Consider the following 23,310-nt stretch of genomic DNA (forward strand, 5'->3'; position numbering starts at 1 on the left):
GTTGTACCGCCGCAATGACTACTGAGTGACCAGCTCAACCGGAGTTTCGATCACGCCATTGGTGCCGCTGTCGACTTTCTCGCCCTTGAGGATCTTCAGCGCGGTCTCGATACCGAACACCGCCTGCTTGGCAGCGAACTGATCGGCAGTGGCCAGGACCCGGCCATCCTTGAGCATCGGCTTGATGGCGTTGATGTTGTCGTAGCCCAAGACCTGCACCTTGCCTGCCTTGCCGGCAGCCCGGACTGCCGAAACCGCGCCCACCGCCATGCTGTCGTTACCGGCCAGCAATGCCTTGATGTTCGGGTATTCGCTGAGCATGGCCGAGGCCACACGATTGCCGGCGTCGATTTCCCAGTCGCCCGACTGCAGCGACACCACCTTGATCTGCGCGGCTTCCATTGCATCCTTGAAGCCGGCGGTGCGCTGCTGTGCGTTGGTGGTGGTGGAAACCCCTTCGATGATTCCCACTTCGTCACCGGCCTTGAGTTGCTTGGCCAGGTACTCACCCACCAGACGCGCGCCCTTGCGGTTGTCCGGGCCAACGAAAGGCACGCTGATGTTCTTGCTCTTCAGCACGCCGGGGTCGAGCTGGTTGTCGATGTTGATCACCGTGATCCCGGCGTCCACGGCCTTCTTGATCACCGGAACCATGGCCTTGGAGTCAGCCGGGGCGATCACCAGTGCGTTGACCTTGGAGACGATCATCTGCTCGACGATGCGGATCTGGTTGGCGGTATCGGTTTCATCCTTGATGCCGTTGGACACCAGGTCGAAATCGGCGGAATGCTCTTTCTGATAGGCCTTGGCACCATCTTCCATCGTCAGGAAGAACTCGTTGGCCAAGGATTTCATGACCAGGGCGACCTTGGGTTTCTGCGGGGTATCGGCTTGAGCCGAGGAGAAAGGAAGGGCCGCGGATGCAGCGGCGAGAACGGCGACAGCGAGGAGACGTCCAGCAAAGGGCAGCTTCATGGGTTCACTCCGATCTTATGATTATTGTGAGCAGCGTTCGTCAAACGGAACCGCCAGGTAGGCAGCACCACTGGCCGACGGCGAACCTTGCAAAGATAGACGATTATCCTTGTCCGAAGGCCGCGCAAACGTTTGCGTAAAACGAACTATGCGAACCTCGCCAGCGTTTGTCAACGCTGTTCAAAGTGCGATCAGAGAGAGTGGGTAGCCATCCGCAGCCGGCCACGAGGAGAAAAACCTGCCCGAAAAATGCTCCCGGACAGGCTGATGATTCAGGCAGTGGTGTTCACCAGGCCACCGGAAGACGACTCCTTGGCCAACTCCCGGACCAGGTTGCCAGAGACTTCCGCCAGCGCGCCGTTGGTATCGGCGACTTGCCCTTGAATGGCCATCACTGCCGTCTGCTTGGCCTCAGGGGTTGGGTAGTTGGCGGCCTGGGCGGCAGCCAGTTGCTGTTGCAGCTCGCGAAGTTGCTGCTGCAGCTCCTGCATGCGCTTGAGCAGCATCTTTACCACGATGCCGTGCTTGTCTTCGCTTGGGCTTTCGCTTTCAGACTGTTCGGCCTGCTTGCTGGAGCCGACCCGCAAAGTGCCCGACTCGTCGGTACCCAACGCCGTAGACGCCTGTTCGGCGGCGGCATTACTCAATGCATCGATGGTCGCGGGCGACTTGCCATTGATCAGAATGGCTCCTGCCCCTGGAAATCCTACTGACAGTGACATGGGAACTCCTGGTGAAAAATCCTAGAAGGATCATCGACCGCTGCAGAACAATCTTTAATGGATGAGCGAGAAGTCATCCCAGGACTTGTGACGAGCATTTTCGGATTGCCGAACGCGCCACCTTGAAAACGTTCGGAAACCCGGACGCCACATGATTTCTTACGCATAAAAACAGAAATAAAATTGATATAAATCAGTAACTTAAAATAGTCATCCAGCCAAGGTAGCGCTGGTACAGATCCTGCTCCACCCTCGCTGCCCCGGCGCATACAGATCTGCCGCCGGGGTGTTTCTAGATGAACCTGCATCAGCACCGTCTCACTACTAGAGAGAAAATAATGAAATCTGCCTTCAAATCCTTCGCCCCGGGCGCTTTGGCCCTCCTCCTGCTTCTACCTGCAGCCCTGCAAGCCAAAGAAGCTGAAACCCAACAGAAACTGTCCAACGTCGTGGTTCTCGCCACTGGCGGCACCATCGCCGGCGCCGGCGCCAGCGCGGCCAACAGCGCCACCTACCAGGCGGCCAAGGTCGGCATCGAACAACTGATCGCCGGCATTCCCGAGTTGAGCCAACTGGCCAACGTGCGTGGCGAGCAAGTCATGCAGATCGCCTCGGAAAGCATCACCAACGAAAACCTGCTGCAACTGGGCCGCCGCGTTGCCGAACTGGCCGACAGCAAGGACGTCGATGGCATCGTCATCACCCACGGTACCGATACCCTGGAAGAAACCGCCTACTTCCTCAACCTGGTGGAAAAGACCGAAAAGCCAATCGTTGTAGTCGGCTCCATGCGCCCGGGTACCGCAATGTCGGCTGACGGCATGCTCAACCTGTACAACGCTGTGGCTGTGGCCGGCAGCAAGAACGCCCGCGGCAAAGGCGTACTGGTGACCATGAACGATGAAATCCAGTCCGGCCGCGATGTCAGCAAGATGATCAACATCAAGACCGAAGCCTTCAAGAGCCCATGGGGCCCGCTGGGCATGGTGGTGGAAGGCAAATCCTACTGGTTCCGCCTGCCAGCCAAGCGCCACACCATGGATTCGGAATTCGACATCAAGAACATCAAGAGCCTGCCTGACGTAGAAATCGCCTACGGCTACGGCAACGTCAGCGACACCGCCTACAAGGCCCTGGCCCAAGGTGGCGCCAAAGCCATCATCCACGCCGGTACCGGCAACGGCTCGGTGTCTTCCCGTGTGGTCCCTGCCCTGCAGGAACTGCGCAAGAATGGCGTACAGATCATTCGTTCTTCCCACGTCAATGCCGGCGGCTTCGTACTGCGCAACGCCGAACAGCCTGACGACAAGTACGACTGGGTCGTGGCTCATGACCTGAACCCGCAGAAAGCCCGCATCCTGGCCATGGTCGCCCTGACCAAGACCCAGGACAGCAAGGAACTGCAACGCATGTTCTGGGAATACTGACAGCCCCCTCTGCTCGACCGGCCCCGGTCGAGCATGCTTGCAACCACTCGCCCGCCCGGGCGGGTGGTTCCCCCCCTTTCCCCCATGCAAAAAAATCTGCTCTCCTCGTGAGACAAATGCATAAAGCGTTGTCAGAGGAACTTCTTGAATTTTAAGCAGTTGCGAAATGCCCTACAGTTAAATACTGTATGCACGTACAGCTTAATAAGGAATGTTCCGTGGCCACGACCCAAACGCCCCTCAGCTCCTACGAACGCCTGGGTGTGCGCATCCAGAAAATCATCAACTCTCCCACCGCACAAAAGGCCAAGGCAGCGCTGATCTTCCGCCTCGCCGATGAGCCACAGGATGAGTGGGAACGCCTGCTGGAGGAGATCGCCGAAAACGACAACGTCACCCTCGCCTACCGCGACGATGGCGGTGTGCAGATTTTCTGGGTCGTGCCGAAGGAAGATTGAGTCGATGAGTGTCCGTTGTTTTGCCTTGCTGTTGCTGTTTCTCGCCTGTTCCGCCCAAGCCGATGCGCCCCGCACCTTCAGCGAAGCCAAGAAAGTCGCCTGGAAGCTCTACGCCCCCCAATCCACCGAGTTCTATTGCGGCTGCAAATACAACGGCAACCGGGTGAACCTGGCGGCCTGCGGCTATGTTCCGCGCAAGAACGCCAAGCGCGCCGAACGCATTGAATGGGAGCATATAGTGCCGGCCTGGCAGATCGGCCATCAGCGCCAGTGCTGGCAACAAGGCGGTCGCAAGAACTGTACACGCACCGATTCGGTCTATCAGCGCGCCGAGGCCGACCTGCACAATCTGGTACCGAGCATTGGCGAAGTGAATGGTGATCGCAGCAATTTCAGCTTCGGCTGGCTGCCGGAACAATCGGGCCAGTACGGTTCGTGCCTGACCCAGGTCGACTTCAAGGCCAAGAAGGTCATGCCTCGCCCTTCGATTCGCGGAATGATCGCCCGCACCTACTTCTACATGAGCAAGCAGTACGGCCTGCGCCTCTCCAAACAGGATCGGCAGCTCTTCGAAGCCTGGAACAGGACCTATCCAGTACAGGCCTGGGAGCGCCAGCGCAATCAGAGCGTGGCTTGCGTGATGGGGCGCGGCAATGAATTCGTCGGCGCAGTCAACCTCAAGGCTTGTGGCTGAACGCAGATCGCCCGCGGGTGGCGGGCGATCATTGAGCCTATGGAAACGGGCTTACTGCGCGGCTTGATGCTCGATGACCGTGACTTCGATGTCACGCTTCTTGGCCTTGACCAGCTTTTCGGTCACTTCATTCTTCTTCGCCTCGGCCTCGGCCTGGGAAGCAAACGGACCGACCACGACCAGACGCTTGCCGTCCACGGTCACCACATTGGAAATCACCCCGTGCTCGATCAGCCAGCCGGTCAGGTCACTCACCGCCAGGGGGAGCGGGCTGCCCACCAGCACATCCCATTGCGGCTCGGTCGAGGCCGGCTGGGTCTGTACTGCCACCGCCGTGCTCTTGTTCGCTTCGACCCGCTTGCCTTCCCCACAACCGGCCAACGCCAATACCGCCATCATCATCGCTACTGTGCGCACAACCTAACCCCTAGAAAGTCTGAGGTGGCGATTTTAGCACTCATGACCCGAGAGACCTCGTCACAAAATCGGACCGAAACAGGAAGAATGATATTTATTGCCTATGTATAGTTGCGCCTTGGGAATTAATAGATCTTCTGCGCGTCAGAAAGAGGCACCCACTCAGTGGAACTTCGCACTAATCTATACCTAAGACCGACCTCTGCACTGTTTGAATCTGGTGCCCTACAAAGCTATCAAGGAGAAGATCATGCTGATACTCACCCGCAAAGTCGGTGAAAGCATAAACATCGGTGACGACATTACGATCACCATTCTCGGCGTCAGCGGCCAGCAAGTGCGCATTGGTATCAACGCGCCAAAAGACGTCGCGGTACACCGTGAAGAAATCTATCAACGCATTCAGGCAGGCCTGACCGCTCCGGACAAACGCGAAACCCCCTGAACAGCATGAGCACCAGCCTTTTGCCCGCGCACAACGGCTGGCGCAGCGCCTGTCTTGTTTGCCTTGAGCTTTTCCCCGCAGACGGCCCGCACACCCTCGCCCGGTTGCAGCCACAGCAGATTCCCGCCCATCAGACTGTCGTCAACCACTGATTATCGCCCTTTCGCGATAGCGAGCCCGACCGTTGATTCCCGACACACGCCGCCGCTGCATTGCAGGCGGCGCACCGGTGCGGCGGTCAGGCGCCCGCTGCAGGCTCCACAGGCTTGAAGCCCAGGTCCTGGGTAAAGCGCAGCAGGTAACCATCCGGGTCGAGTACCAGCAGGTTCAACTCGCCGTGCAGCAATTCGTCGTGACGGTACCAGCACTCCTGAATCTCTCGACGCAAGGCAATGCCCGCCCGAGCCAGGGCGGCTGCCAACTGGCGAATATCCGGGCACTCGATGGACAGGTTCATGCCGCGGCCAAATGGAGCCTGCAAGGGCCCCACGCGCCACTCCGATTCCTGCTGGTCATCCTGCTCCAGCATCAGTTGTGCACCATTGAGGGAGAGGAAGGCAAAGAAGTGTTCCGGCCGCTGATACTCCACCTTGAAGCCCAGAAGATCGCAGTAGAAGGCCAGACTGCGCTGCAGGTCGGTGACCAGCATCTCCGGCACCAGGTCATTCATTTGAAACATCGAAGGCTTCCATTGCTCATTGATAGACCCGCGAGCCTACTCTCAAGCAGCCACGCAGTGCAGCCCCGCTTACCAATGATTACAACTGAGCCCAGGTCACCCCACGCGCCATGCCGCTGGCGGCGATGACCATCAACACCATGAGCAGGGCCTGCACATCGCTGATACGGGCGAACAGCAGCGCCCGCCCGATCTGTGGCGCCACCCCTCGCCCCCGGGCCATGCGCCAGCGGATCAAGGTCAGCATCGGCAGGACCTCCAGCAACAGGATGATCACGAACAGCGTCATCTTCAGGTGGAACAGCGGCTGATGCAGGTAATACTCCGCACCCTTGCCATAACCGCCAAAAGCCCGCAACAACCCGGTGATCAACAACACCGCGGCCATCAGCCCCCAGACATTGTCGGCCCGCAACACCTGCCCGGGCGCCGCAGCGCCGCCGCTCAGGCGACGCAATGCCGAAGCGCGCGCCAGCACCCCGGCAAAGGCACTGGCAAACGCCAGCAAATGCACAGCCGCCCACAACCATTGCTGCAACATCGAGCTCATCTCCGCTTGATTGATCGACACATCCGGGCAGCTCAGTAATAGCTCATAACCCAGGCTGTTGCCGGCCAGCGGAAACGAAAAAGGCGGCTCGCACGGATCGACAACTTCCGCAAGAACCGCCTGGCCACTCACTTCATCAATGGCCTTCACAACTCAGCCATGACGCTCCTGCAGCACCTTGCTCCACAGGGTGAACGCTACGGATGGCGTCCAGCCCGGGTTGGAGGTGTGCTCCTGAAGGCACAGGTAACGATTGCCTTCGTAAGTCACTCCATCCTCCCTGAGGTAGTGCTGGCTGGTGCGCCACTCGGGAAAGCTCGGATCGACCGCACCGCCTGCGGTCCTGGCACTCACACTGCGACTGGGGAGCGACTCCTGGCCCTGAGTGTCGGTAGCGGTCACAAAATAGCTGTATTGGGTGTCCGCACTCAGCCCCTGATCCTCGAAGCCCGGAGAGGGGGTGCGAGCGACCGCATTGCCGTCGCGGTACAAGGTGTAGAACTCCACCGGCCGCACACTACCGGAAACGCCCCAACTCAGGTTGACGCTGCTGCGACTGGTGCCCAGTACCATCAGGTTTCCAGGAGCACCTGGGCGCTCCGGCTCACCGCCATCGCCATGGATCAGCGGCGCATAGCGATGACGAAACTCCCAGTTGTAGGGCACACCCTGCCGACTGATGCCGGCATCCCAGTTCACCGACCAGGTCATCAACCCCTTGATGGCGTGACCGGCGCCCTGCAAGCGCTTGAACGCATTGCTCACCGCCGACGGGTCGATCACATAGCCGGTGGCCGCGGCATCGACGTTGCTTGGCAGGCCTATCACCAGCTTGTCCGCGGCAATGCGAGTGAAACCACGGGTACCGGAGGCCAGGCTTTCGCTCAGGTAGTAGAGGAAATCCTCTTTCATCGCGTCATTGTTCTGGGCGATCCAGGCGCCCTGCCCGCCATTGGCCTCCTGCACCCAGAGCCCGTCGCCTCCCTGGTTATAGAACTGCGGCGCGACAAAGTCGTAATAGCCTTCCAGGGCCTGCAGGTAGGCCACGTACTTGCCATTGCTGGTCAGGTAGGGAAACTCAGGCGCCATGCTGATGATGAAGTGCTTGCCCTGGCCGGCGTAATGATCCTTCACCAGCTTCAAGGCGGCAGGCAGCACACTCTTGTTGTCGGCAAAGTCGATGGCGCTCTGCTCCAGGTCGATATCCAGGCCATCGAAGCCGTAGGTTTCCACCAGACGGATGATTTCGTTGGCCAGGGGCTGTTCGTTGCCCTTGTGCAATTCGATATGGGCATCGGCGCCGCCCAGGGAGATCAATACCGCCCGGCCCTGGCTGTTGAGCACGCCCACCTGGCGCCGGAACTCGGCGTCCGAAAGGTTGTAGGGCTTGAAGGTGGGAATACCGTTGCCCTTCATGAAGGCCACTGCAACCACGTTGTATTCCTTGGGCACGTCCACCAGATCCAGGTTGGCGAATTGCCCCTGCTGGTAGCCGTCGCTGTGACCGGCAGCCCAGTTGTGCCAGAAGCCCATGAGCACCTTCTTGCCGGCAATGCTCGGCATCAGGGAAGCAGCATCTGCGGCCTGACTCTTGATTAATGCAAAATCGATCTTATCCACGTTCTAATCCTTCAGAACTGTCAGAAAATGTTAACTACCTGAAACTTATTTAAAGTCCAGATCGAAAGCCTGATAAAAGCCATTGCCGGTATTGGCAACAATCCACACCAGTACTACAACATGGTGGCCCTTTTTATTTTTGGGCAGCACAACTTCATGATGAGTCTTGGCTTTCAATACCGAACCGAACTTGTCGAATGGCACTTCGGTGTAGAAGTCCTGATAAAAAGCCTGGGGTTCCAGCTGGGCGCGACTGATGCGCTGTTTCGGGTCCCAGCCGTCCTTGGTGATGAACCAGTTATAGCCCCGGGTAACGTGAGGTGCGGTGTATTCCCACTGCACCTGGAACACCTGGCCCGGGTTCACGTTCACCAGCGGCCAAGTGAAGGGCCGGTTGATCTTTTTCGACATTTCCTCGTTGGTGAAGTTGATGCAATCGCGATCATCAACCTTGCCGCCACTGAGAATATGACCATCGGCGGGTGGCGCGACACTGGCCACATCGCTGTCGTAAGGCTTTGGGAAAGGACCGGCGGCGAGGGCCGGAAAGTTTTTCCCGCCTTCCATCTCATTGACCTGCCAGGTTCCCAGCAGCCCCAGTTCTACCGCTACCGCACCGCGGCTGGACGGAGAAACAACGCGACCATGTTTTAGTTGAGCCTGTGGCTTATTCATATCTTTCACTCCATTGATTAATTAACTACTGCTCCTTATTGAGCACCCTCAACTTAGCGCACTTTTCCCTGCTTTTTTCATCACCACAAAAACTAACCATTCAGGACAATTTACAAAAGTCCGCCCCAGCCCCCTTAATCCCTGGACTTCCTTATTTCAACTGACAGTTTGAAGAGGCAATGTATTACACGCTTTGCTACAGGCTTATTGGGTGTTTCCACAGATCGCCAATAACAGCTGGCCTGACCAGCTGGAAACCATTCCCCAGAAATGACAAAACCCGGCCGATGCCGGGTTTGTACCTGATAGCGTCAAATGCCAACGCCAGTGACTATCCTCTGCGTTACAGACAGGTCGCTAGCGCCGCCAGGCGGCGCTTCGAGACATAGCTGTCTGCAACCGCATAAAAGTGGACGGTGGTCGTCGCGGCCTCGGCCTTGATATCGACAAAAGTCTCGGCGGAACGGGTATACACGGTGTACCCCCCTGCCCTGCCCGGTTGCAGATAGGCAGCGGCATCGACACCAAAGACCGACTCGTCCTGCCAGGCGAACTGCACACATTGCGCTACCAGTTGATCGGCCTTGGCCGAGGCCAGGGTTTTGTTGGGCGTTCGGGCCCGAGCTTCATCCATGGTAGAGCTCGCACAGCCAGCCAATAGCGCCGCCACCATTACCGCCATCAAAACCCGCATGCTGCCTCCTCCTCCTCCTGAAAACGCGAGAGTATCGCTCAGGCCGCGTTAAAAAGGCGCGCGAACAGCAGAAAAACTCCCCCGCGCCCACTCAGCACTCCGCCAAGGAGGACGCCAGCTGGGCGATCGCCTCCTGGTCCTCATCTCCGAGGTGGCGGTAGTTCTGAATAATGGTGCTTTCATCCAGGCTCAGGCTGCCCTCGGACAAGCGCGAGCGCTCGCCGGTCAACACATAAAGCAGGTCAACGCCGTGGCGCCCGATGGCCATCAGGTAATCCGATTTGGGCACCCGCTCACCGCTCTCGTAACGGCCCTGGGCGTTGGCTTCAACACCGCCAATGGCACCGAATTCCTGCTGGGAGAGCCCCAACGCCTTGCGCTGTTCTTTCAAGCGCTCACCAAAGGTCTGCATAACCATCCTCATTCAACAAGGTGATGGTTTTACGACCGTAGCGGCCGCAGAAGGTGCACTTTGTTTGCCCACACCATTGCCAGCCCCCGGGCAAAAGATTAACCTGCGCGCCCTTTCCACACTTTTGCCAAGGAGATCCACCATGCAACAGCTGATCACCCCTTGCAGGACGTGCCTGGTTTAAACGCTGCAACCGCTACCCGCTAGCGCCTTCGCTTAACCCCCGCTTCGTCCTGCCACTACCTGAATATTTTTTTCCAATCAGGAATTGGACATGGACACTTGCATCCGTCATTTGTCGAACGGCGTCTCTCTGATCGCCTCCGACACCACCTGGATCGAAGACAAAGCGCTCCAGCAACTGCACACCACCGCACAACTGCCCGGCATGCGCCAGGTCGTCGGCATGCCCGACCTGCATCCAGGCCGGGGCTATCCGGTGGGCGCGGCATTTTTTTCCACCGAAGTGGCCTACCCGGCGCTGGTGGGCAACGACATCGGCTGCGGCATGGCGCTGTGGCAAACCGACCTCTCCAGCACTCGCCTCAACCTCGACAAGCTGGAAAAGAAAATCGGCAATATCGACCTGCCCCTGGATGAACAGTGGGATGAACAACGCGCGCAACTGGCATTGCCCGTCAGCGGTCATGAGCACTCCCTGGGTACCATCGGCGGCGGCAACCACTTCGCCGAACTGCAACAACTCGATCAGGTCCATGACGCCGACGCCCTGCAAGCGCTGGCACTGGACCCGAAAGCCTTGCTGCTGCTGGTGCACAGCGGCTCCCGAGGCCTGGGAGAAGCTATTTTGCGCAGCCACGTCGACCAACACGGCCACAACGGCCTGTTGATGACCAGCACCGCCGGCGCCCAGTACCTGGAGCAGCACGACCAGGCCTTGCGCTTTGCCGAGGCCAATCGACGGTTGATCGCCGAGCGCCTGCTGCACAATCTGCGGGCCAAGGGCCAGCCGCTGCTGGATATCAATCACAACCTGGTGTCTGCGGCGCAGGTCGACGGCGTATCGGGCTGGCTGCATCGCAAGGGCGCCACGCCATCGGACCAGGGTCCGGTGGTGATTCCCGGCTCCCGTGGCGACTACAGCTACCTGGTGCAACCGCTCCCCCAATCGTTCAGCCTCTACTCCCTGGCGCACGGCGCCGGGCGCAAGTGGCTGCGCAGCGACTGCAAGGGCCGGCTGGCAACGCGCTTCAGCTTCGATCAACTCAAGCGCACCCAGCTGGGCAGCCGAGTGATCTGCGAGGACCGCGGCCTGATGTACGAAGAGGCTCCCGAAGCCTACAAGAGCATCGACAGCGTGGTGGGCAGCCTGCGCGACGCCGGCCTGGTGAAGATCATCGCCCGACTCAAACCGGTACTGACCTACAAACGCCGGGGGTGCTGCTGATGATGATGTTGCTACAGCTGTCCTCCGCCCAAGGGCCTGCCGAATGCGAATTGGCAGTAACCCACGCATTACGCCGCCTGCATCACGAAGCCGAAGCTCAGAACGTGCGCCTCGGCATCATCGAGCAGGTTGCCAGCCAGGCTCGCGACGCCCATCGCTCGGTGCTGGTCAGCCTGGATGGCGAGCACGCCGCAAACCTGGCTCGACGCTGGACAGGCACCCTGCTGTGGATCTGCAAAAGCCCTCTGCGGCCCGCACATCGACGCAAGAACTGGTATTTCGCCGGCCAGCCATTCAGCGCCCCTGAAGAAGCCGAGGGCGGCGAGATCCGCTTCGAGGCCATGCGCGCTTCGGGCCCCGGCGGGCAGCATGTGAACAAGACCGACTCCGCGGTACGTGCCACCCATGTAGCGACCGGCATCAGCGTCAAGGTGCAGTCCGAACGCAGCCAGCACGATAACAAGCGCCTGGCTCGTCTATTGATCCAGCAACGGCTTGCCGATCGGCAAGAGCAATCCGTACAGGAACTGCGCTTGCAGCGTCGTGACGCCCATCACCGGGTTGAACGGGGCAATGCCGTGCGCACCTTCAGCGGCAGCGCCTTCACCCCTCTGGACTGACCCGCCCTGGTACGGGAAGCCGATCGTCACGACGGCTCCCCGAACCAGGTTGGTGGCTACAGAGGGCAATACGTAAAAGATCTTGAACCGGTGACCGATGCGGCAAATGCAGAGGACACTGAAGACATGGAGCAGAGTCCCGATGAACAACTACTTCGAAAGCCCCTTCAAGGGCATCACGCTTGATCGGCAAGTCACCCACCCGAATATTCGAGTAGGTCGTTTCAGCTACTACTCAGGCTACTACCACGGTCATAGTTTCGATGAGTGCGCGCGCTACCTGCCCCACGAGGAAGGTGCGGACAAGCTGATAATCGGCTCTTTCTGCTCAATCGGCTCGGGAGCCGCATTCATCATGGCCGGCAACCAGGGGCATAGAAGCGAGTGGATCAGCACCTTTCCGCTCTACTGGATGCCCGAGGAACCGGCCTTCGCGGGCGCGCAGAATGGATATCAAGCCGCAGGCAACACGGTGATCGGCAATGACGTCTGGATCGGTTCCGAAGCCATTGTCATGCCGGGCATCAGGATCGGCGATGGCGCCGTGATAGGCACTCGAGCCCTGGTGACACGGGACGTGGAACCCTACGCAATCATCGGCGGCAACCCCGCCAAGACGATTCGCAAGCGCTTCGATGATCGGCGTATCGAGATGCTTGTGAAAATGCAGTGGTGGAACTGGAGCAGCGAGCAGTTGAAAGCAGTGATGCCACTGATGACCAGTGCCAATGTCGAGGCGCTGTTTGAACATTGGCTGGAGCACATCCGCCCCGACTGATCACTGGCCAAGATCGCAGCGAGCGCTGCAATGCCAGTGGGCTTCTTGGCGGATCGTGCAAAGCCATCAAAATGGCCAGAAACAAAAAAGGGGCTCACCTTTCGGTGAACCCCTTCTAGACCGCCCAGCAGAGCGGATTTTGTTTGGTAGGCGCGATTGGACTCGAACCAACGACCCCCACCATGTCAAGAGCCACCATGCTAGGCGCTAGGCCACGCAGCCTATAGCCCTAAGGAAACGCCCATTCACATTATGAGGCGTCAATCATGGCTAACATTCGCTCCCTTCCCTCTGGCAATTGGAACGCTCAGGTTCGGTTGAGAGGAAGCCCCCCGCAATCCAAAACGTTCCCCACTCAGGCATTGGCCCAGGCATGGGCAGATCAGTTAGAGGCTGTCACCAAGACGCATCAGACGCACACCCTGTACACCCTTGGCATGACCTATTGCGAAACCATGCTCAAGGGCAAGGGTAGCTATGACCATGCAATCAAGATTGTTGACCAACTCTTTGCTGTCTTCCCTCAGTCAATCCATGACATCACCCCTCAGCTAGTCAATGACTTCAAGCTTAAGCGCCTACAAACGGTCAAGCCTGCTACCTGTCGCATACAGTTAGCGTTCATGTCACGTTTCTTCAGGTTCGCTAAGCGTGGCCTGCTCATAGACATACATAATCCTGTAAGTGACATAGCCCTACCCAAGCCCGACAAGTCGAGCGACAAGGTAATCAGTGCTGGCGAGCTTAGACAGTTGCTCAACAAGCTCTCCCCCACCATGGCCCTCATCGTGGAGCTAGCTTATGAAACAGCTATGAGGCGCTCAGAAATACTCAAGCTCACAACTCAATGCCTTCACCTGGATGAACGTATTGCGGATGTAGTTGATGGTAAGAACGGCACTAGGTCTGTGCCCTTAACCATGCGTGCCATAGAGCTACTGAAAGAGGCACAACGGCTGGCTGTAGCAAACAAGGCACACAGAGGAAGACTGTTTATTGTGACGCCTCATGCTGTGTCACAGGCGGTTAGGTTGGCAAGGAACAAGGCAGGGCTTGACTGTAGCGTCAGGCTTCACCAGTTAAGACACACACGTATAACCAATGTAGCCAAGAAGGGATTCAACAACGCTCAGATAATGATTGTGTCGGGGCACAGAGATACGAGATCAGTGGCTAGATACTCACATTTGAATGCGAAGGATGTACTTCACCTCATTGACTAAGCCACCTGTAAGCGCACAGGAACGACGATAGCCAATCAACTGCCACCATAAGCAATGCAAGCCTGTAGCCCCTTACAGGGGCTACAGTGGCAATGAGTAAAGGAATGGGTGTGCATGGGAGTTACGGATAGACATTATTTTTCAGAATCCGTGTAGGGTTTTCTCTCAAAAAAGAGTATTAGATATAGGAACTAAAAATATTTAAGCCTCGCCTTGTAGACCTTTACCCCGAAAAACCAATATAGCATATACCTGTATAAAGATTGCTTCCTCCTAGCTGCTTTCAAAGGGCCAAATGGATAGCAGTCTTTTTGTTTGCCTGAGCGGCGAGTTCCACACCCATTGTAATATTGAAGAGGTTTTCTAAAGAGAGAGCAATGATGGAAATCGAAAAAATTATAGAAAGCAAAGCAATGAAACTTAACACAACCGACCGAAAGCTCCTGTACTTGATGATTAGAAACAATAGCAACGATGGCTCACGCTGGTGTGAAATCTCCGTTAATGAGTTTTCTTCTGCATCTGGAAAATCACCAAGTGCATGCAGCCGAGTCATTCAATATCTAGTAAAGCATGAACTCGTAGCCATCCGAAAGGTAAGACTTGGGTCTTCATATCGCAATCAATTTAAAACAATTCCTCTGGAGTATGACCAATGAACACAATAACTATGACAGAAATCAACGAACTCGCACGTCAGACAGGTAACACCCCCATGGCAGTCCTAACAGACCTTATCGAGCGTGGCTATCAACTAGTCGAAGAACCTCCTGCACCTAGAGGCAATCCGTTGACTTCATCTAAGGATGCGCTAGCACAATGGAAGGCGTCTAAGCAGAAGGTACGAGACGAGCTTTATAAAGCAGACCCTCTTGTTCGACAGCTTACTGACTTGGACACAGCATATAACTCATCTGCTCAACAGGCCAAACAAAGCATTGTCCAACGTGATGCGTTTGGAAATATTACAGGCACCACTAAATCCGTCCTCACTGGTGCAACCCAGAAAGAGCAAGCGGAATTGATGGCAGCCATTCGCGCAATGTACAACCAAGGAGAATAACTATGAAAGCAGTAGACCTGACACCAGCAGAAATTAAAGTACTAGAGCAACGTCGCTCAGCGTTAGGAGCTATCGACTGTAGCATTGAACAAAAGAACAAGCTCATCACAGGCATTAAGGACTACAAAGGGAGTGAGTATGGCATGACTCAATATGGTTCATATCAGGTGTTGTCTGTTAATGGTAGCAACTCGCTCCCCGCAGAGCTTGAGGGTACTTTCACAGACCCCAGACATATCATCCGAACGATAGATAACTTAATCACAGAAGGAAAACTGATTGAGCCCAAGTAATCCAAAGGTTATTTACGTAGCAGAAGCTACCCCAGGCACAGGCAAGACAGAACAGTTCATTAAAGAACTGGATGCAGCACCCTACAAGCGATACGTATACGCTGTCCCCACCAAGGTACTTACCAAAGACGTAGTAAAGCGTATTCATGCAATCGGAATAACCCATGCCTACGTAATCAATAGTGACACCCACAAGAACGTAACTGATACAGTAGAATGTACGCTGCTAGAAGATGACCCCAAGGTTCTTATCATTACGCATAAGACCCTGCTAGACCTTGATCCTTGCTACCTACAAGACTGGATTGTAGTCATTGATGAAGTGCCCTCAGTCGCTAATAATCTTACCAAAGATATTGGCGACCACGCTTACACTAACTTCCTAGAGAAATTCATTGAGATTGATAGCGTATCCACCAGAGCGTCTATCAAACAAGGAATGACGAAGGAAGCCAGAGCCACCTACTCTGACGTGGTAAACGACAAGGGCATGTCAACCATCTGCACCTGCCTAGGCGCCCTTCTAAGGGGCAAGGCTGATGTATTCATCAAAGAATACGTAGATAAGAAAGACAGTAGATGGAAGTGGCAAGTCAGGGTAGTTGATTACTTTGATTTAAGCGGGATCTATGAAGCGGCTCAGGAAACACACATCCTAGGTGCCAACGTCACAGGTACGTTAGCTTACCAGCACGCCCTGACCAAGGGATGCACTCTTGAAGTCTCCAAGTTCACACCAGAATACAGGGGCTACAAGTTTCCAAGCTATATTTTTCCATTGATTGGCGGGAGCAAGGTTAGCAAGACCATGCTACTTACTCTCCCTGACGGCAGCATGGCCGATGAGTGGAATGATAGGGTATACGGGCACACGCTTTTACGTGACGCCATTGAATTCGTACAAGGTGAACCCATCCTTGTTCAAGTTCATGAGTGGTGCAAGTTTCCATTCGAGGATTACCCTAACGCAATACGTATACCTTTTGACGCTAGGGGATTGAATGGATATTCAAACGTACACCATACGCTCTCCCTGATTCATGGCAATCCAAACACTGTAGAAGATCAGAATAACTCTGAGATGCTTTGCAAGATGGCTATCTCCACCGCAGTTGGCAAGCAAGCTCTACGCAATGAGCGTTATAGAGAATTGATATTTCAAGCAGCTACACGAAGCAGCATTAGGACATTCAATAACGACAGACCTACTATGCACTTTGTACCTACAGAAGAGTCAGGGCGACACCTAGCGTTCGACTTAACGGGGTGTCACTACATTCTCAAAGACTTGACTAGGCACGCTCCAATTAGCAATGCAAAAAACACGACAAAGAACAACATTGTCACAGCAAAGGGATTGTCATCTGATGGGTTCTCATTGCGAAGCATCGCAGCGACCATGGGCGTTAGCAAAAGCATAGTATCTAAGTGGTTGAAGTCTGATGAATGAAGCTAGCCCTGTCCACTTTCTCTTAGAACTCTCTAAGGAAAAGTGGACACCTCCTCCACTCACTTAAGATCAAGAGCAACGTCGGCACAGCCGACAAAGAGCACGCATTAAAGAAGAATCAAAAGCAGAGCATATACCAGTGTATGGCTCTTGATCTTTCTTTATGCGTATGCCACTCCGTGGCGTGCTCTTGCTTTTGCTTCTGTCACGCAGTGACGTTAAGATAACTTACCTAGGACAAATACAATGTCAGACAATGATAACATTCGAATACCTGATTTAACCTCTTTCGTAATTAGTAGCATCACCATACGAAGGGGTTTAGCCAAAGAGATTATTGCTAAGCGTGAGAACCACCAAGCACTGTATGACATCTCATACAATCAAGGCATTTCCCTTCAAGCGGTAGGCTATCTATCAAGGTGTACACTAGAAGAAATAGAGAGAGCGTCAGCTATCGAAACGTGACCTACCTCCTAAGCGCCCTACTCTTAATACAATACACCCAGCTAGTAATACTTCAGGTCATACATGAGTTAGCTTCATAGCTATAACGATTAACATCATCTGCTACTCACTGACCCTTATAATAACAATCGAACACAGAGAAAAACCATGAACCTTACAGATAAAGACAAGACAGAATACATTGAGACAAATTCACACTGCGTCCTAGCCAAGCGCTTGGGCGTTAGCATGATTACACTCGACACCCACGCAGAAGAACAAGGATGGAAAGAGGAACACCGTATCTATTGGCATGACAAATCAATTGAGATATTGAAACAAGAGTTAGTCAATGGAAACATCAGCGCCGTTAAAGAGATGTTAAAGGTAACTGGTGGCGTAAGACCTGTAGGTCGCCCACGTAAATTAGAGGTTGAGCGTGAAACCGCCATTGCCAAACGCATTCAGGAAGAATATGACGTAGATATTCGACGAATGAAGCTCGTAGACAGCAAACCAAGATAATTATTTATTAAGACAAGAGGGGTGCATTGACCCTAAAGGCCAGCGTTCAATTTAAACAGTGGGTATTGGGCAAAGCTAGGGCAGGTAAGGCATGATGCTCAGATTCTAGGCTTACCTAGATGCCCCTCAGGGGTGCTCAATGCGTTACCACACTGGCCGTTCTTCACAGAGGCTAGCGCCCTCTATGCCTGATAGTTCAGCTACCAGTCACCTGTCCTTCTAACCAAGCCAGAAGGAATAAGCCTACACACTTTACGCTGGTGTATAGCGGGCCGGTCTACAATCCATCGGCGCGGACCTATCAGCGCTCACATCACCACTACACCACTGAAGGTTCGCTATGACGCTACTGACTTCAAAGCGCCTCACTCTCTGAGACATACAGTTCAGCTTACGCAAGGCCCGTTTGCACTGCTACTGATATACGCCGTGCAGTAAGTAGCGTCAAGCCCTAGCCCCGCCGAATTTGGCAGGTCATAGCAGCCAATGCACGCGTAGAAGCATCACCGGATTTTGCTTGGACCACATAGCCAGCCACGCAATCACGAAACGGCATACTGATAGCGTACGAGAGGACCAGCGCAGCAAACACGATTGACGCAGCTAACCACTTCATCTGAATTATTCCCTTACAAATATAGTGGAAATAATACCACCACGGTGATGCCAAACTGAAATCATAGCCTACGCTTCGTGAGCAACCTTGAAGTTGCGACTGACCTACAGGAGCGAAACGAAGATGACAAAGGCACCAATTGGCACTACGGGGACAACAGGGCAGAGCTGCCCAGAAAGCGGTATTTGGACAGTAGTCGGCACTCCAAGCACGACAGCGCCAATTGCCAAAGGTAACCGGTTCCCACCTTATGACGGCAAATCGGTGACCTGGAAGCTGACGCAATACGCTTAAGACTGATCGAGGGCAGAGGCAACTCTGCTCTCACTGCGCCCTTTAGCAGATGCCAGCCTCTGGAGTTTTGATTAGAAATTAACTAGCACCATTGCATATATAAGCACCCCACCCCACACCCCCTGCCCCACCCCTAGAGAGACGCCCCCCGCCAGCCCTACAGCAGCACACAGAGCGTTCAGGATTCACCACAGAGCGTAGGGTGTTGAGCGTGGCCGACAGGCGTACCCGCCTCACAGCAGGCACGTAGCTCAGTTGGTTAGAAGCCTGCCCTTGCGAGGCACGAGCAACGGGCAAGGGAGTGAGCCTGCGAACGTACCACCACCTAGACAAGATAGTGAACGAGCCATGTATATCAATGGGTTAGGTGGAGTCGTTCACAAATCTGAGTGTGAACAGAGGCAGGCATGAATCCACGTTCACATTGCCTTGTGTGAACGAAGCCTATAATTTGTGAACGTTTTCTTAGGCAAAGAAAAAGGGGAACCCTTTCGGATTCCCCTTCACACCGCCCAGCAGAGCGGATTTTGTTTGGTAGGCGCGATTGGACTCGAACCAACGACCCCCACCATGTCAAGGTGGTGCTCTAACCAACTGAGCTACGTGCCTGCTGTGAGGCGGCATTCTACGGAATTCCAAAGGGGTGTCAACACCTTTTTTGCAGCTAAGCCTATGAATATGCGAATTTTTTAATTTTCGCGGGATGAAGAAGTTTTTTCTTCTGTCTGGCAGCTCATTTGCAACTCAGGTAGCATCGGCGCACTCGTAAAATATATTAAACACATGAGGTCGCAGGATGGCGAACATTCCCTACCCACAGTCCTATTACGCGGCATCGGCCAATGCGGCTCCGGAACGTCCGATGCTCCAAGGCGAGATTGAAACCGATGTCTGCGTGATCGGTGCGGGTTATACCGGCCTGTCCAGCGCCCTGTTCCTCCTGGAAAACGGCTTTCGTGTGACCGTACTGGAGGCCGCCAAGGTCGGCTTTGGCGCTTCAGGGCGCAATGGCGGGCAGATCGTCAACAGCTACAGCCGCGATATCGACGTGATCGAACGCAGCGTCGGCCCCAAGCAGGCACAACTGCTGGGGCAGATGGCCTTTGAGGGTGGCCGGATCATTCGTGAACGGGTGGCCAAATACCAGATTCAGTGCGATCTGAAGGACGGCGGTGTATTCGCAGCGCTGACCAGCAAGCAGATGGGTCATCTGGAGTCGCAGAAGCGCCTGTGGGAGCGCTACGGCCACACCCAGCTGGAATTGCTGGATGAGCGGCGTATCCGCGAAATCGTGGCCTGCGATCAATACAAGGGCGGCATGCTCGACATGAGCGGCGGCCACATCCATCCACTGAACCTGGCACTGGGTGAAGCGGCTGCCGTGGAGTCGCTGGGCGGCACCCTCTATGAACAGTCCCCGGCAATCCGCATCGAGCGCGGCGCCAATCCGGTGGTCCACACGCCCCAAGGAAAGGTCCGCGCCAAATTCATCATCGTTGCCGGCAATGCCTACCTGGGCAATCTGGTTCCGGAGCTGGCAGCCAAGTCCATGCCTTGCGGAACCCAGGTCATCACCACCGAGCCCCTGAGCGATGAGCTGGCAGCCAGCCTGTTGCCCCAGGATTACTGCGTCGAAGACTGCAACTACCTGCTGGACTACTACCGCCTCTCCGGCGACAAGCGCCTGATTTTCGGTGGCGGCGTGGTGTATGGCGCCCGCGACCCGGCGAACATCGAGGCCATCATCCGACCGAAGATGCTCAAGGCCTTCCCGCAACTGCAGAACGTGAAGATCGATTACGCCTGGACCGGCAACTTCCTGCTGACGCTGTCGCGCCTGCCCCAGGTTGGGCGCCTGGGGGACAATATCTACTACTCCCAGGGCTGCAGCGGCCACGGCGTGACCTACACCCACCTGGCCGGGAAAGTCCTGGCGGAGGCCCTGCGCGGCCAGGCTGAGCGCTTTGACGCCTTTGCCGACCTGCCTCACTACCCCTTCCCCGGCGGCCAGTTGCTGCGCACGCCATTCACCGCCCTGGGCGCTTGGTACTACAGCCTTCGGGACAAGCTCGGCTTCTGAAAGCCAAACCTCCTTACAAGCACAAAAAAACCGCCGAGCAGGCGGTTTTTTTGTGTTCGATCAACAGCAAGCAAAAGACGCTACCAAAGAGCGAATCCCGAAAACAAAAAACCCCGGTCTTGCGACCAGGGTCTTTGCTATCGATGCGAAACAAGCTGTTGGCTTATTTCGTTGCTTCAAGGCGTTCAGTGATCCTTGAGGCTGATATGGCGCAGCGGACGGGACTCGAACCCGCGACCCCCGGCGTGACAGGCCGGTATTCTAACCGACTGAACTACCGCTGCGTATCGCTTGGACTTGCGTCCATGTGAACCGTTTAAATCATCTGATTGAAGAGCTTCGAGGCTTCCTCAATCTCAAGCCAGGCGAACCTGACTTGGAAAATATGGCGCAGCGGACGGGACTCGAACCCGCGACCCCCGGCGTGACAGGCCGGTATTCTAACCGACTGAACTACCGCTGCGCGTCGGTTGGAGGCTTCCTTGGAAGCTTCCCTCTTTCTTGCGAAAGAGACTCAGGGAATGGTGGGTGATGACGGGATCGAACCGCCGACATTCTGCTTGTAAGGCAGACGCTCTCCCGGCTGAGCTAATCACCCTTTGCTTCGCTGAGGCCGCGAAATTTACGCAGGTAACGAAGCTAAGTCAATAGCAGGCTTGAAGTTTTTTTCAAAAACAGCAGCAAGCAGAAACTTCGCACCAAGAGCCAGAGGCGCTCCTCTTGGGCTTGCGGCCACAAACTCGCTACCACCCTTATTCCTGATAAATCATTTTCTTGGTCATGCCACCGTCCACCACGAATTCCTGGCCGGTGACAAAGCCCGAATTGCGGGACAGCAGCCAGGCCACCATGGAGGCCACATCTTCCACCGTCCCTACCCTGCCTGCCGGATGCTGGGCATGATCGGCATCGGATAACGGCTCTGCGCGACGCACCGCAGGATCCCGGGCATCGATCCAGCCGGGGCTTACCGCATTGACCCGAATCTCCGGCCCCAGGCTGATCGCCAGGGCATGAGTCAAGGCCAGCAGCCCCCCCTTGCTCGCCGCGTAGGCTTCGCTGTCAGGCTCCGATTGCCTGGCGCGGGTAGAAGCCAGATTGACGATGGCGCCGCCATGGGCGCGCAAATACGGCGCACAGTGCTTGGCCAGCAGCATCGGCCCGCCCAGGTTCACCGCCATGACCCGATTCCAGTAGGCCAGATCCAGGCTTTCCAGGGTGATGTTGTGCGGGTCGGCTACAGCGGCATTGCAGACCAGGGCGTCGAGGCGCCCGAACTGCCCCAGCACCTCAGCCACCCCCTGGGCCACTTGCACTTCATCGGCCACGTCCATGGTGATGAACCAGGCACTTTCACCCAGCACCTTGGCCACCTTGGAGCCGCGCTCACGATCGAGGTCGGTCAACACCACCTGCCAGCCTTCGCTGATCAGCCAGGCAGCGATACCCAGGCCGATACCTCGGGCCGCGCCGGTCACCAGCGCGACACGCCCATTGCCGCCGCCCTGGGGCGTGGACAACTCGATCACAAGGCTGCCAGGCCGCGAGCCAGGTCGGCTTGCAGGTCGACCACGTCCTCCAGCCCCACCGCGATGCGGATCAGGCTGTCGCGAATGCCTGCCGCTTCACGCTCCTGGGGCGCCAGGCGCCCGTGGGACGTGGTGCTCGGATGGGTGATGGTGGTTTTGCTGTCGCCGAGGTTGGCGGTAATGGAGATCAGTCGCGTGGCATCGATAAAGCGCCAGGCGCCCTCTTTGCCGCCCTTGACCTCAAAACTCACCACCGCGCCAAAACCACGCTGCTGACGCTTGGCCAGCTCGTGCTGCGGATGGCTGGCAAGGCCTGCGTAGTGCACCTTCTCGACGCCCTCCTGCTGCTCCAGCCACTCAGCCAGGGCCAGGGCATTGGCACAATGAGCACGCATCCGCAGGTTGAGGGTTTCCAGGCCCTTGAGGAAGATCCAGGCGTTGAACGGGCTCAGGGTCGGCCCGGCGGTACGCAGGAAACCCACCACTTCTTTCATCTGCTCGCTGCGCCCGGCCACCACGCCGCCCATGCAACGACCCTGGCCGTCGATGAACTTGGTCGCCGAATGCACCACCACGTCCGCCCCCAGCTTCAACGGCTGCTGCAAGGCCGGAGTGCAGAAACAGTTATCCACCACCAGCATTGCGCCCTTGGCATGGGCCACCTCCGCCAACGCGGCGATATCCACCAGCTCGGCCAGCGGATTGGAGGGCGACTCGACGAACAGCAGCCTGGTATTGCTCTTGATCGCCGCATCCCAGCCGCACAGGTCCGCCAGGGGCACGTAATCGACTTCAACACCAAAGCGCTTGAAGTACTTCTCGAACAGGCTGATGGTGGAGCCGAACACGCTGCGCGACACCAGCACATGATCGCCGGCGCTGCACAGGCTCATGACCACCGAGAGAATGGCCGCCATGCCAGTGGCGGTCGCCACAGCCTGCTCAGCCCCTTCCAGCGCCGCGATGCGCTCTTCGAAGGAACGCACGGTGGGGTTGGTGTAGCGCGAATAGACGTTGCCCGGCACTTCGCCAGCAAACCGCGCCGCCGCATCGGCGGCCGTACGGAACACATAGCTGGAGGTGAAGAACATCGGGTCACCGTGCTCGCCTTCCGGCGAGCGGTGTTGGCCGGCGCGCACCGCCAGGGTATCGAACGCTACGCCTTCAAGGTCGCTGTCCAGCCGACCGGCATCCCAATCCTGACTCATGCCGCCTA

The 23,310-nt window shown here is 56.3% G+C and carries 25 protein-coding genes and 4 tRNA genes; 14 read left to right on the forward strand and 15 right to left on the reverse strand.

The features are described from left to right. Positions 1–18: 18 nt before the first annotated feature. Together M2395_RS10500 and M2395_RS10505 are read right to left on the reverse strand one after the other, a co-directional pair. Positions 19–975, reverse strand: a complete 957-nt coding sequence (locus M2395_RS10500; RefSeq protein WP_123430347.1) for a sugar ABC transporter substrate-binding protein — start codon at positions 973–975, stop codon at positions 19–21. Positions 976–1,247: 272 nt separating this feature from the next. Beyond that, positions 1,248–1,697, reverse strand: coding sequence for a hypothetical protein (locus M2395_RS10505; protein WP_011060405.1), 450 nt, complete (start codon positions 1,695–1,697; stop codon positions 1,248–1,250). Between the two features lie 338 nt (positions 1,698–2,035). Here M2395_RS10505 and M2395_RS10510 point away from each other — a divergent pair, with 338 nt between their 5' ends. The 3 genes from M2395_RS10510 (at position 2,036) to M2395_RS10520 (ending at position 4,276) form a co-directional block, all read left to right on the forward strand. After that, entirely contained in the window at positions 2,036–3,124 is a 1,089-nt protein-coding gene (locus M2395_RS10510; protein WP_053157371.1) for an asparaginase, read from the forward strand. Positions 3,125–3,312: 188 nt separating this feature from the next. Beyond that, positions 3,313–3,582 (forward strand): DUF1654 domain-containing protein, encoded by a 270-nt coding sequence (locus M2395_RS10515; protein ID WP_015634917.1) that lies wholly within the window; start codon positions 3,313–3,315, stop codon positions 3,580–3,582. A 4-nt stretch (positions 3,583–3,586) separates the two neighbouring features. Continuing rightward, positions 3,587–4,276: an endonuclease gene (locus tag M2395_RS10520; RefSeq protein WP_053157368.1), complete on the forward strand. Its 690-nt coding sequence runs from the start codon at positions 3,587–3,589 to the stop codon at positions 4,274–4,276. A gap of 51 nt (positions 4,277–4,327) precedes the next feature. On the opposite strand, the gene M2395_RS10525 is transcribed toward M2395_RS10520, so the two are convergent. Next, the gene (locus tag M2395_RS10525) at positions 4,328–4,678 is read right to left on the reverse strand and encodes a hypothetical protein (protein ID WP_011060401.1); all 351 of its coding nucleotides are present in this window, start codon (positions 4,676–4,678) and stop codon (positions 4,328–4,330) included. A 265-nt stretch (positions 4,679–4,943) separates the two neighbouring features. Between M2395_RS10525 and csrA the strand changes: the two genes are divergently transcribed. Continuing rightward, positions 4,944–5,138, forward strand: a complete 195-nt coding sequence (gene csrA / locus M2395_RS10530; RefSeq protein WP_007920550.1) for a carbon storage regulator CsrA — start codon at positions 4,944–4,946, stop codon at positions 5,136–5,138. Positions 5,139–5,376: 238 nt separating this feature from the next. Here csrA and M2395_RS10535 read toward each other — a convergent pair whose 3' ends face one another. The 6 genes from M2395_RS10535 to M2395_RS10560 form a co-directional block, all read right to left on the reverse strand. Next, entirely contained in the window at positions 5,377–5,817 is a 441-nt protein-coding gene (locus M2395_RS10535) for a VOC family protein (RefSeq protein WP_053157365.1), read from the reverse strand. A 79-nt stretch (positions 5,818–5,896) separates the two neighbouring features. After that, a complete protein-coding gene (locus M2395_RS10540) occupies positions 5,897–6,358 on the reverse strand; it encodes a DUF2214 family protein (protein ID WP_123430425.1) in 462 nt (153 codons plus the stop codon). A gap of 162 nt (positions 6,359–6,520) precedes the next feature. Next, complete coding sequence (locus tag M2395_RS10545; protein ID WP_015634913.1) at positions 6,521–7,987, reverse strand: glycosyl hydrolase family 18 protein; 1,467 nt, start codon at positions 7,985–7,987, stop codon at positions 6,521–6,523. Between the two features lie 45 nt (positions 7,988–8,032). Beyond that, entirely contained in the window at positions 8,033–8,662 is a 630-nt protein-coding gene (locus tag M2395_RS10550; protein WP_011060397.1) for a lytic polysaccharide monooxygenase auxiliary activity family 9 protein, read from the reverse strand. 343 nt (positions 8,663–9,005) lie between these two features. Then, a complete protein-coding gene (locus M2395_RS10555) occupies positions 9,006–9,356 on the reverse strand; it encodes a hypothetical protein (protein ID WP_015634912.1) in 351 nt (116 codons plus the stop codon). A 91-nt stretch (positions 9,357–9,447) separates the two neighbouring features. Next, a complete protein-coding gene (locus tag M2395_RS10560) occupies positions 9,448–9,768 on the reverse strand; it encodes a helix-turn-helix domain-containing protein (protein ID WP_011060395.1) in 321 nt (106 codons plus the stop codon). A gap of 274 nt (positions 9,769–10,042) precedes the next feature. Here M2395_RS10560 and M2395_RS10565 point away from each other — a divergent pair, with 274 nt between their 5' ends. The 9 genes from M2395_RS10565 to M2395_RS10605 all read left to right on the forward strand — a co-directional run bounded on the left by M2395_RS10565 (position 10,043) and on the right by M2395_RS10605 (position 17,575). Next, complete coding sequence (locus M2395_RS10565; protein ID WP_015634911.1) at positions 10,043–11,176, forward strand: RNA ligase RtcB family protein; 1,134 nt, start codon at positions 10,043–10,045, stop codon at positions 11,174–11,176. Then, on the forward strand, positions 11,176–11,796 hold the full coding sequence (prfH, locus tag M2395_RS10570) for a peptide chain release factor H (protein ID WP_015634910.1): 621 nt from the start codon (positions 11,176–11,178) through the stop codon (positions 11,794–11,796). Before M2395_RS10565 ends, prfH begins: the two co-directional genes overlap by 1 nt. Positions 11,797–11,938: 142 nt before the next feature. Then, positions 11,939–12,574 carry a type B chloramphenicol O-acetyltransferase gene (gene catB / locus M2395_RS10575; RefSeq protein ID WP_123430346.1) on the forward strand — a complete coding sequence of 212 codons (636 nt, stop codon included), beginning with the start codon at positions 11,939–11,941 and terminating at the stop codon, positions 12,572–12,574. A 266-nt stretch (positions 12,575–12,840) separates the two neighbouring features. Next, a complete protein-coding gene (locus M2395_RS10580) occupies positions 12,841–13,797 on the forward strand; it encodes a site-specific integrase (RefSeq protein WP_123430345.1) in 957 nt (318 codons plus the stop codon). Positions 13,798–14,174: 377 nt separating this feature from the next. Next, positions 14,175–14,456: a hypothetical protein gene (locus M2395_RS10585; RefSeq protein WP_148071256.1), complete on the forward strand. Its 282-nt coding sequence runs from the start codon at positions 14,175–14,177 to the stop codon at positions 14,454–14,456. Beyond that, the gene (locus M2395_RS10590; protein ID WP_148071255.1) at positions 14,453–14,860 is read left to right on the forward strand and encodes a hypothetical protein; all 408 of its coding nucleotides are present in this window, start codon (positions 14,453–14,455) and stop codon (positions 14,858–14,860) included. Before M2395_RS10585 ends, M2395_RS10590 begins: the two co-directional genes overlap by 4 nt. A 2-nt stretch (positions 14,861–14,862) precedes the next feature. Next, positions 14,863–15,153: a hypothetical protein gene (locus M2395_RS10595; RefSeq protein ID WP_123430343.1), complete on the forward strand. Its 291-nt coding sequence runs from the start codon at positions 14,863–14,865 to the stop codon at positions 15,151–15,153. Continuing rightward, positions 15,140–16,603, forward strand: coding sequence for a DEAD/DEAH box helicase family protein (locus tag M2395_RS10600; protein ID WP_123430342.1), 1,464 nt, complete (start codon positions 15,140–15,142; stop codon positions 16,601–16,603). The genes M2395_RS10595 and M2395_RS10600 overlap by 14 nt, the downstream gene beginning before the upstream one ends. A gap of 615 nt (positions 16,604–17,218) precedes the next feature. Next, a complete protein-coding gene (locus tag M2395_RS10605) occupies positions 17,219–17,575 on the forward strand; it encodes a hypothetical protein (protein WP_123430341.1) in 357 nt (118 codons plus the stop codon). A 1,442-nt stretch (positions 17,576–19,017) separates the two neighbouring features. Here the strand turns inward: M2395_RS10605 and M2395_RS10610 are convergent. Then, positions 19,018–19,094, reverse strand: a tRNA-Val gene (locus M2395_RS10610). Between the two features lie 187 nt (positions 19,095–19,281). Between M2395_RS10610 and M2395_RS10615 the strand changes: the two genes are divergently transcribed. Further along, a complete protein-coding gene (locus tag M2395_RS10615) occupies positions 19,282–20,565 on the forward strand; it encodes an FAD-binding oxidoreductase (protein ID WP_011060391.1) in 1,284 nt (427 codons plus the stop codon). 207 nt (positions 20,566–20,772) lie between these two features. On the opposite strand, the gene M2395_RS10620 is transcribed toward M2395_RS10615, so the two are convergent. The 5 genes from M2395_RS10620 to M2395_RS10640 all read right to left on the reverse strand — a co-directional run bounded on the left by M2395_RS10620 (position 20,773) and on the right by M2395_RS10640 (position 23,302). Then, positions 20,773–20,849 (reverse strand) — tRNA-Asp (locus M2395_RS10620). A gap of 102 nt (positions 20,850–20,951) precedes the next feature. After that, positions 20,952–21,028, reverse strand: a tRNA-Asp gene (locus M2395_RS10625). A gap of 59 nt (positions 21,029–21,087) precedes the next feature. Beyond that, positions 21,088–21,163, reverse strand: a tRNA-Val gene (locus M2395_RS10630). Positions 21,164–21,317: 154 nt separating this feature from the next. Further along, complete coding sequence (locus M2395_RS10635) at positions 21,318–22,094, reverse strand: SDR family oxidoreductase (RefSeq protein WP_041117029.1); 777 nt, start codon at positions 22,092–22,094, stop codon at positions 21,318–21,320. Further along, positions 22,091–23,302 carry an O-succinylhomoserine sulfhydrylase gene (locus M2395_RS10640; protein ID WP_123430340.1) on the reverse strand — a complete coding sequence of 404 codons (1,212 nt, stop codon included), beginning with the start codon at positions 23,300–23,302 and terminating at the stop codon, positions 22,091–22,093. The genes M2395_RS10635 and M2395_RS10640 overlap by 4 nt, the downstream gene beginning before the upstream one ends. Between the last annotated feature and the right edge of the window lie 8 nt (positions 23,303–23,310).

The sequence above is a fragment of the Pseudomonas sp. BIGb0176 genome (assembly GCF_024810175.1).
Lineage (GTDB): Bacteria > Pseudomonadota > Gammaproteobacteria > Pseudomonadales > Pseudomonadaceae > Aquipseudomonas > Aquipseudomonas protegens.

Excerpts from the sequence above, each read along its gene's own strand:
- M2395_RS10500 (WP_123430347.1), bottom strand. The coding sequence starts at position 975 with ATGAAGCTGCCCTTTGCTGGACGTCTCCTCGCTGTCGCCGTTCTCGCC.
- M2395_RS10505 (WP_011060405.1), bottom strand. The coding sequence starts at position 1,697 with ATGTCACTGTCAGTAGGATTTCCAGGGGCAGGAGCCATTCTGATCAAT.
- M2395_RS10510 (WP_053157371.1), top strand. The coding sequence starts at position 2,036 with ATGAAATCTGCCTTCAAATCCTTCGCCCCGGGCGCTTTGGCCCTCCTC.
- M2395_RS10515 (WP_015634917.1), top strand. The coding sequence starts at position 3,313 with ATGCACGTACAGCTTAATAAGGAATGTTCCGTGGCCACGACCCAAACG.
- M2395_RS10520 (WP_053157368.1), top strand. The coding sequence starts at position 3,587 with ATGAGTGTCCGTTGTTTTGCCTTGCTGTTGCTGTTTCTCGCCTGTTCC.
- M2395_RS10525 (WP_011060401.1), bottom strand. The coding sequence starts at position 4,678 with ATGATGATGGCGGTATTGGCGTTGGCCGGTTGTGGGGAAGGCAAGCGG.
- csrA (WP_007920550.1), top strand. The coding sequence starts at position 4,944 with ATGCTGATACTCACCCGCAAAGTCGGTGAAAGCATAAACATCGGTGAC.
- M2395_RS10535 (WP_053157365.1), bottom strand. The coding sequence starts at position 5,817 with ATGTTTCAAATGAATGACCTGGTGCCGGAGATGCTGGTCACCGACCTG.
- M2395_RS10540 (WP_123430425.1), bottom strand. The coding sequence starts at position 6,358 with ATGTTGCAGCAATGGTTGTGGGCGGCTGTGCATTTGCTGGCGTTTGCC.
- M2395_RS10550 (WP_011060397.1), bottom strand. The coding sequence starts at position 8,662 with ATGAATAAGCCACAGGCTCAACTAAAACATGGTCGCGTTGTTTCTCCG.
- M2395_RS10555 (WP_015634912.1), bottom strand. The coding sequence starts at position 9,356 with ATGCGGGTTTTGATGGCGGTAATGGTGGCGGCGCTATTGGCTGGCTGT.
- M2395_RS10560 (WP_011060395.1), bottom strand. The coding sequence starts at position 9,768 with ATGCAGACCTTTGGTGAGCGCTTGAAAGAACAGCGCAAGGCGTTGGGG.
- M2395_RS10565 (WP_015634911.1), top strand. The coding sequence starts at position 10,043 with ATGGACACTTGCATCCGTCATTTGTCGAACGGCGTCTCTCTGATCGCC.
- prfH (WP_015634910.1), top strand. The coding sequence starts at position 11,176 with ATGATGATGTTGCTACAGCTGTCCTCCGCCCAAGGGCCTGCCGAATGC.
- catB (WP_123430346.1), top strand. The coding sequence starts at position 11,939 with ATGAACAACTACTTCGAAAGCCCCTTCAAGGGCATCACGCTTGATCGG.
- M2395_RS10580 (WP_123430345.1), top strand. The coding sequence starts at position 12,841 with ATGGCTAACATTCGCTCCCTTCCCTCTGGCAATTGGAACGCTCAGGTT.
- M2395_RS10585 (WP_148071256.1), top strand. The coding sequence starts at position 14,175 with ATGATGGAAATCGAAAAAATTATAGAAAGCAAAGCAATGAAACTTAAC.
- M2395_RS10590 (WP_148071255.1), top strand. The coding sequence starts at position 14,453 with ATGAACACAATAACTATGACAGAAATCAACGAACTCGCACGTCAGACA.
- M2395_RS10595 (WP_123430343.1), top strand. The coding sequence starts at position 14,863 with ATGAAAGCAGTAGACCTGACACCAGCAGAAATTAAAGTACTAGAGCAA.
- M2395_RS10605 (WP_123430341.1), top strand. The coding sequence starts at position 17,219 with ATGAACCTTACAGATAAAGACAAGACAGAATACATTGAGACAAATTCA.
- M2395_RS10615 (WP_011060391.1), top strand. The coding sequence starts at position 19,282 with ATGGCGAACATTCCCTACCCACAGTCCTATTACGCGGCATCGGCCAAT.
- M2395_RS10640 (WP_123430340.1), bottom strand. The coding sequence starts at position 23,302 with ATGAGTCAGGATTGGGATGCCGGTCGGCTGGACAGCGACCTTGAAGGC.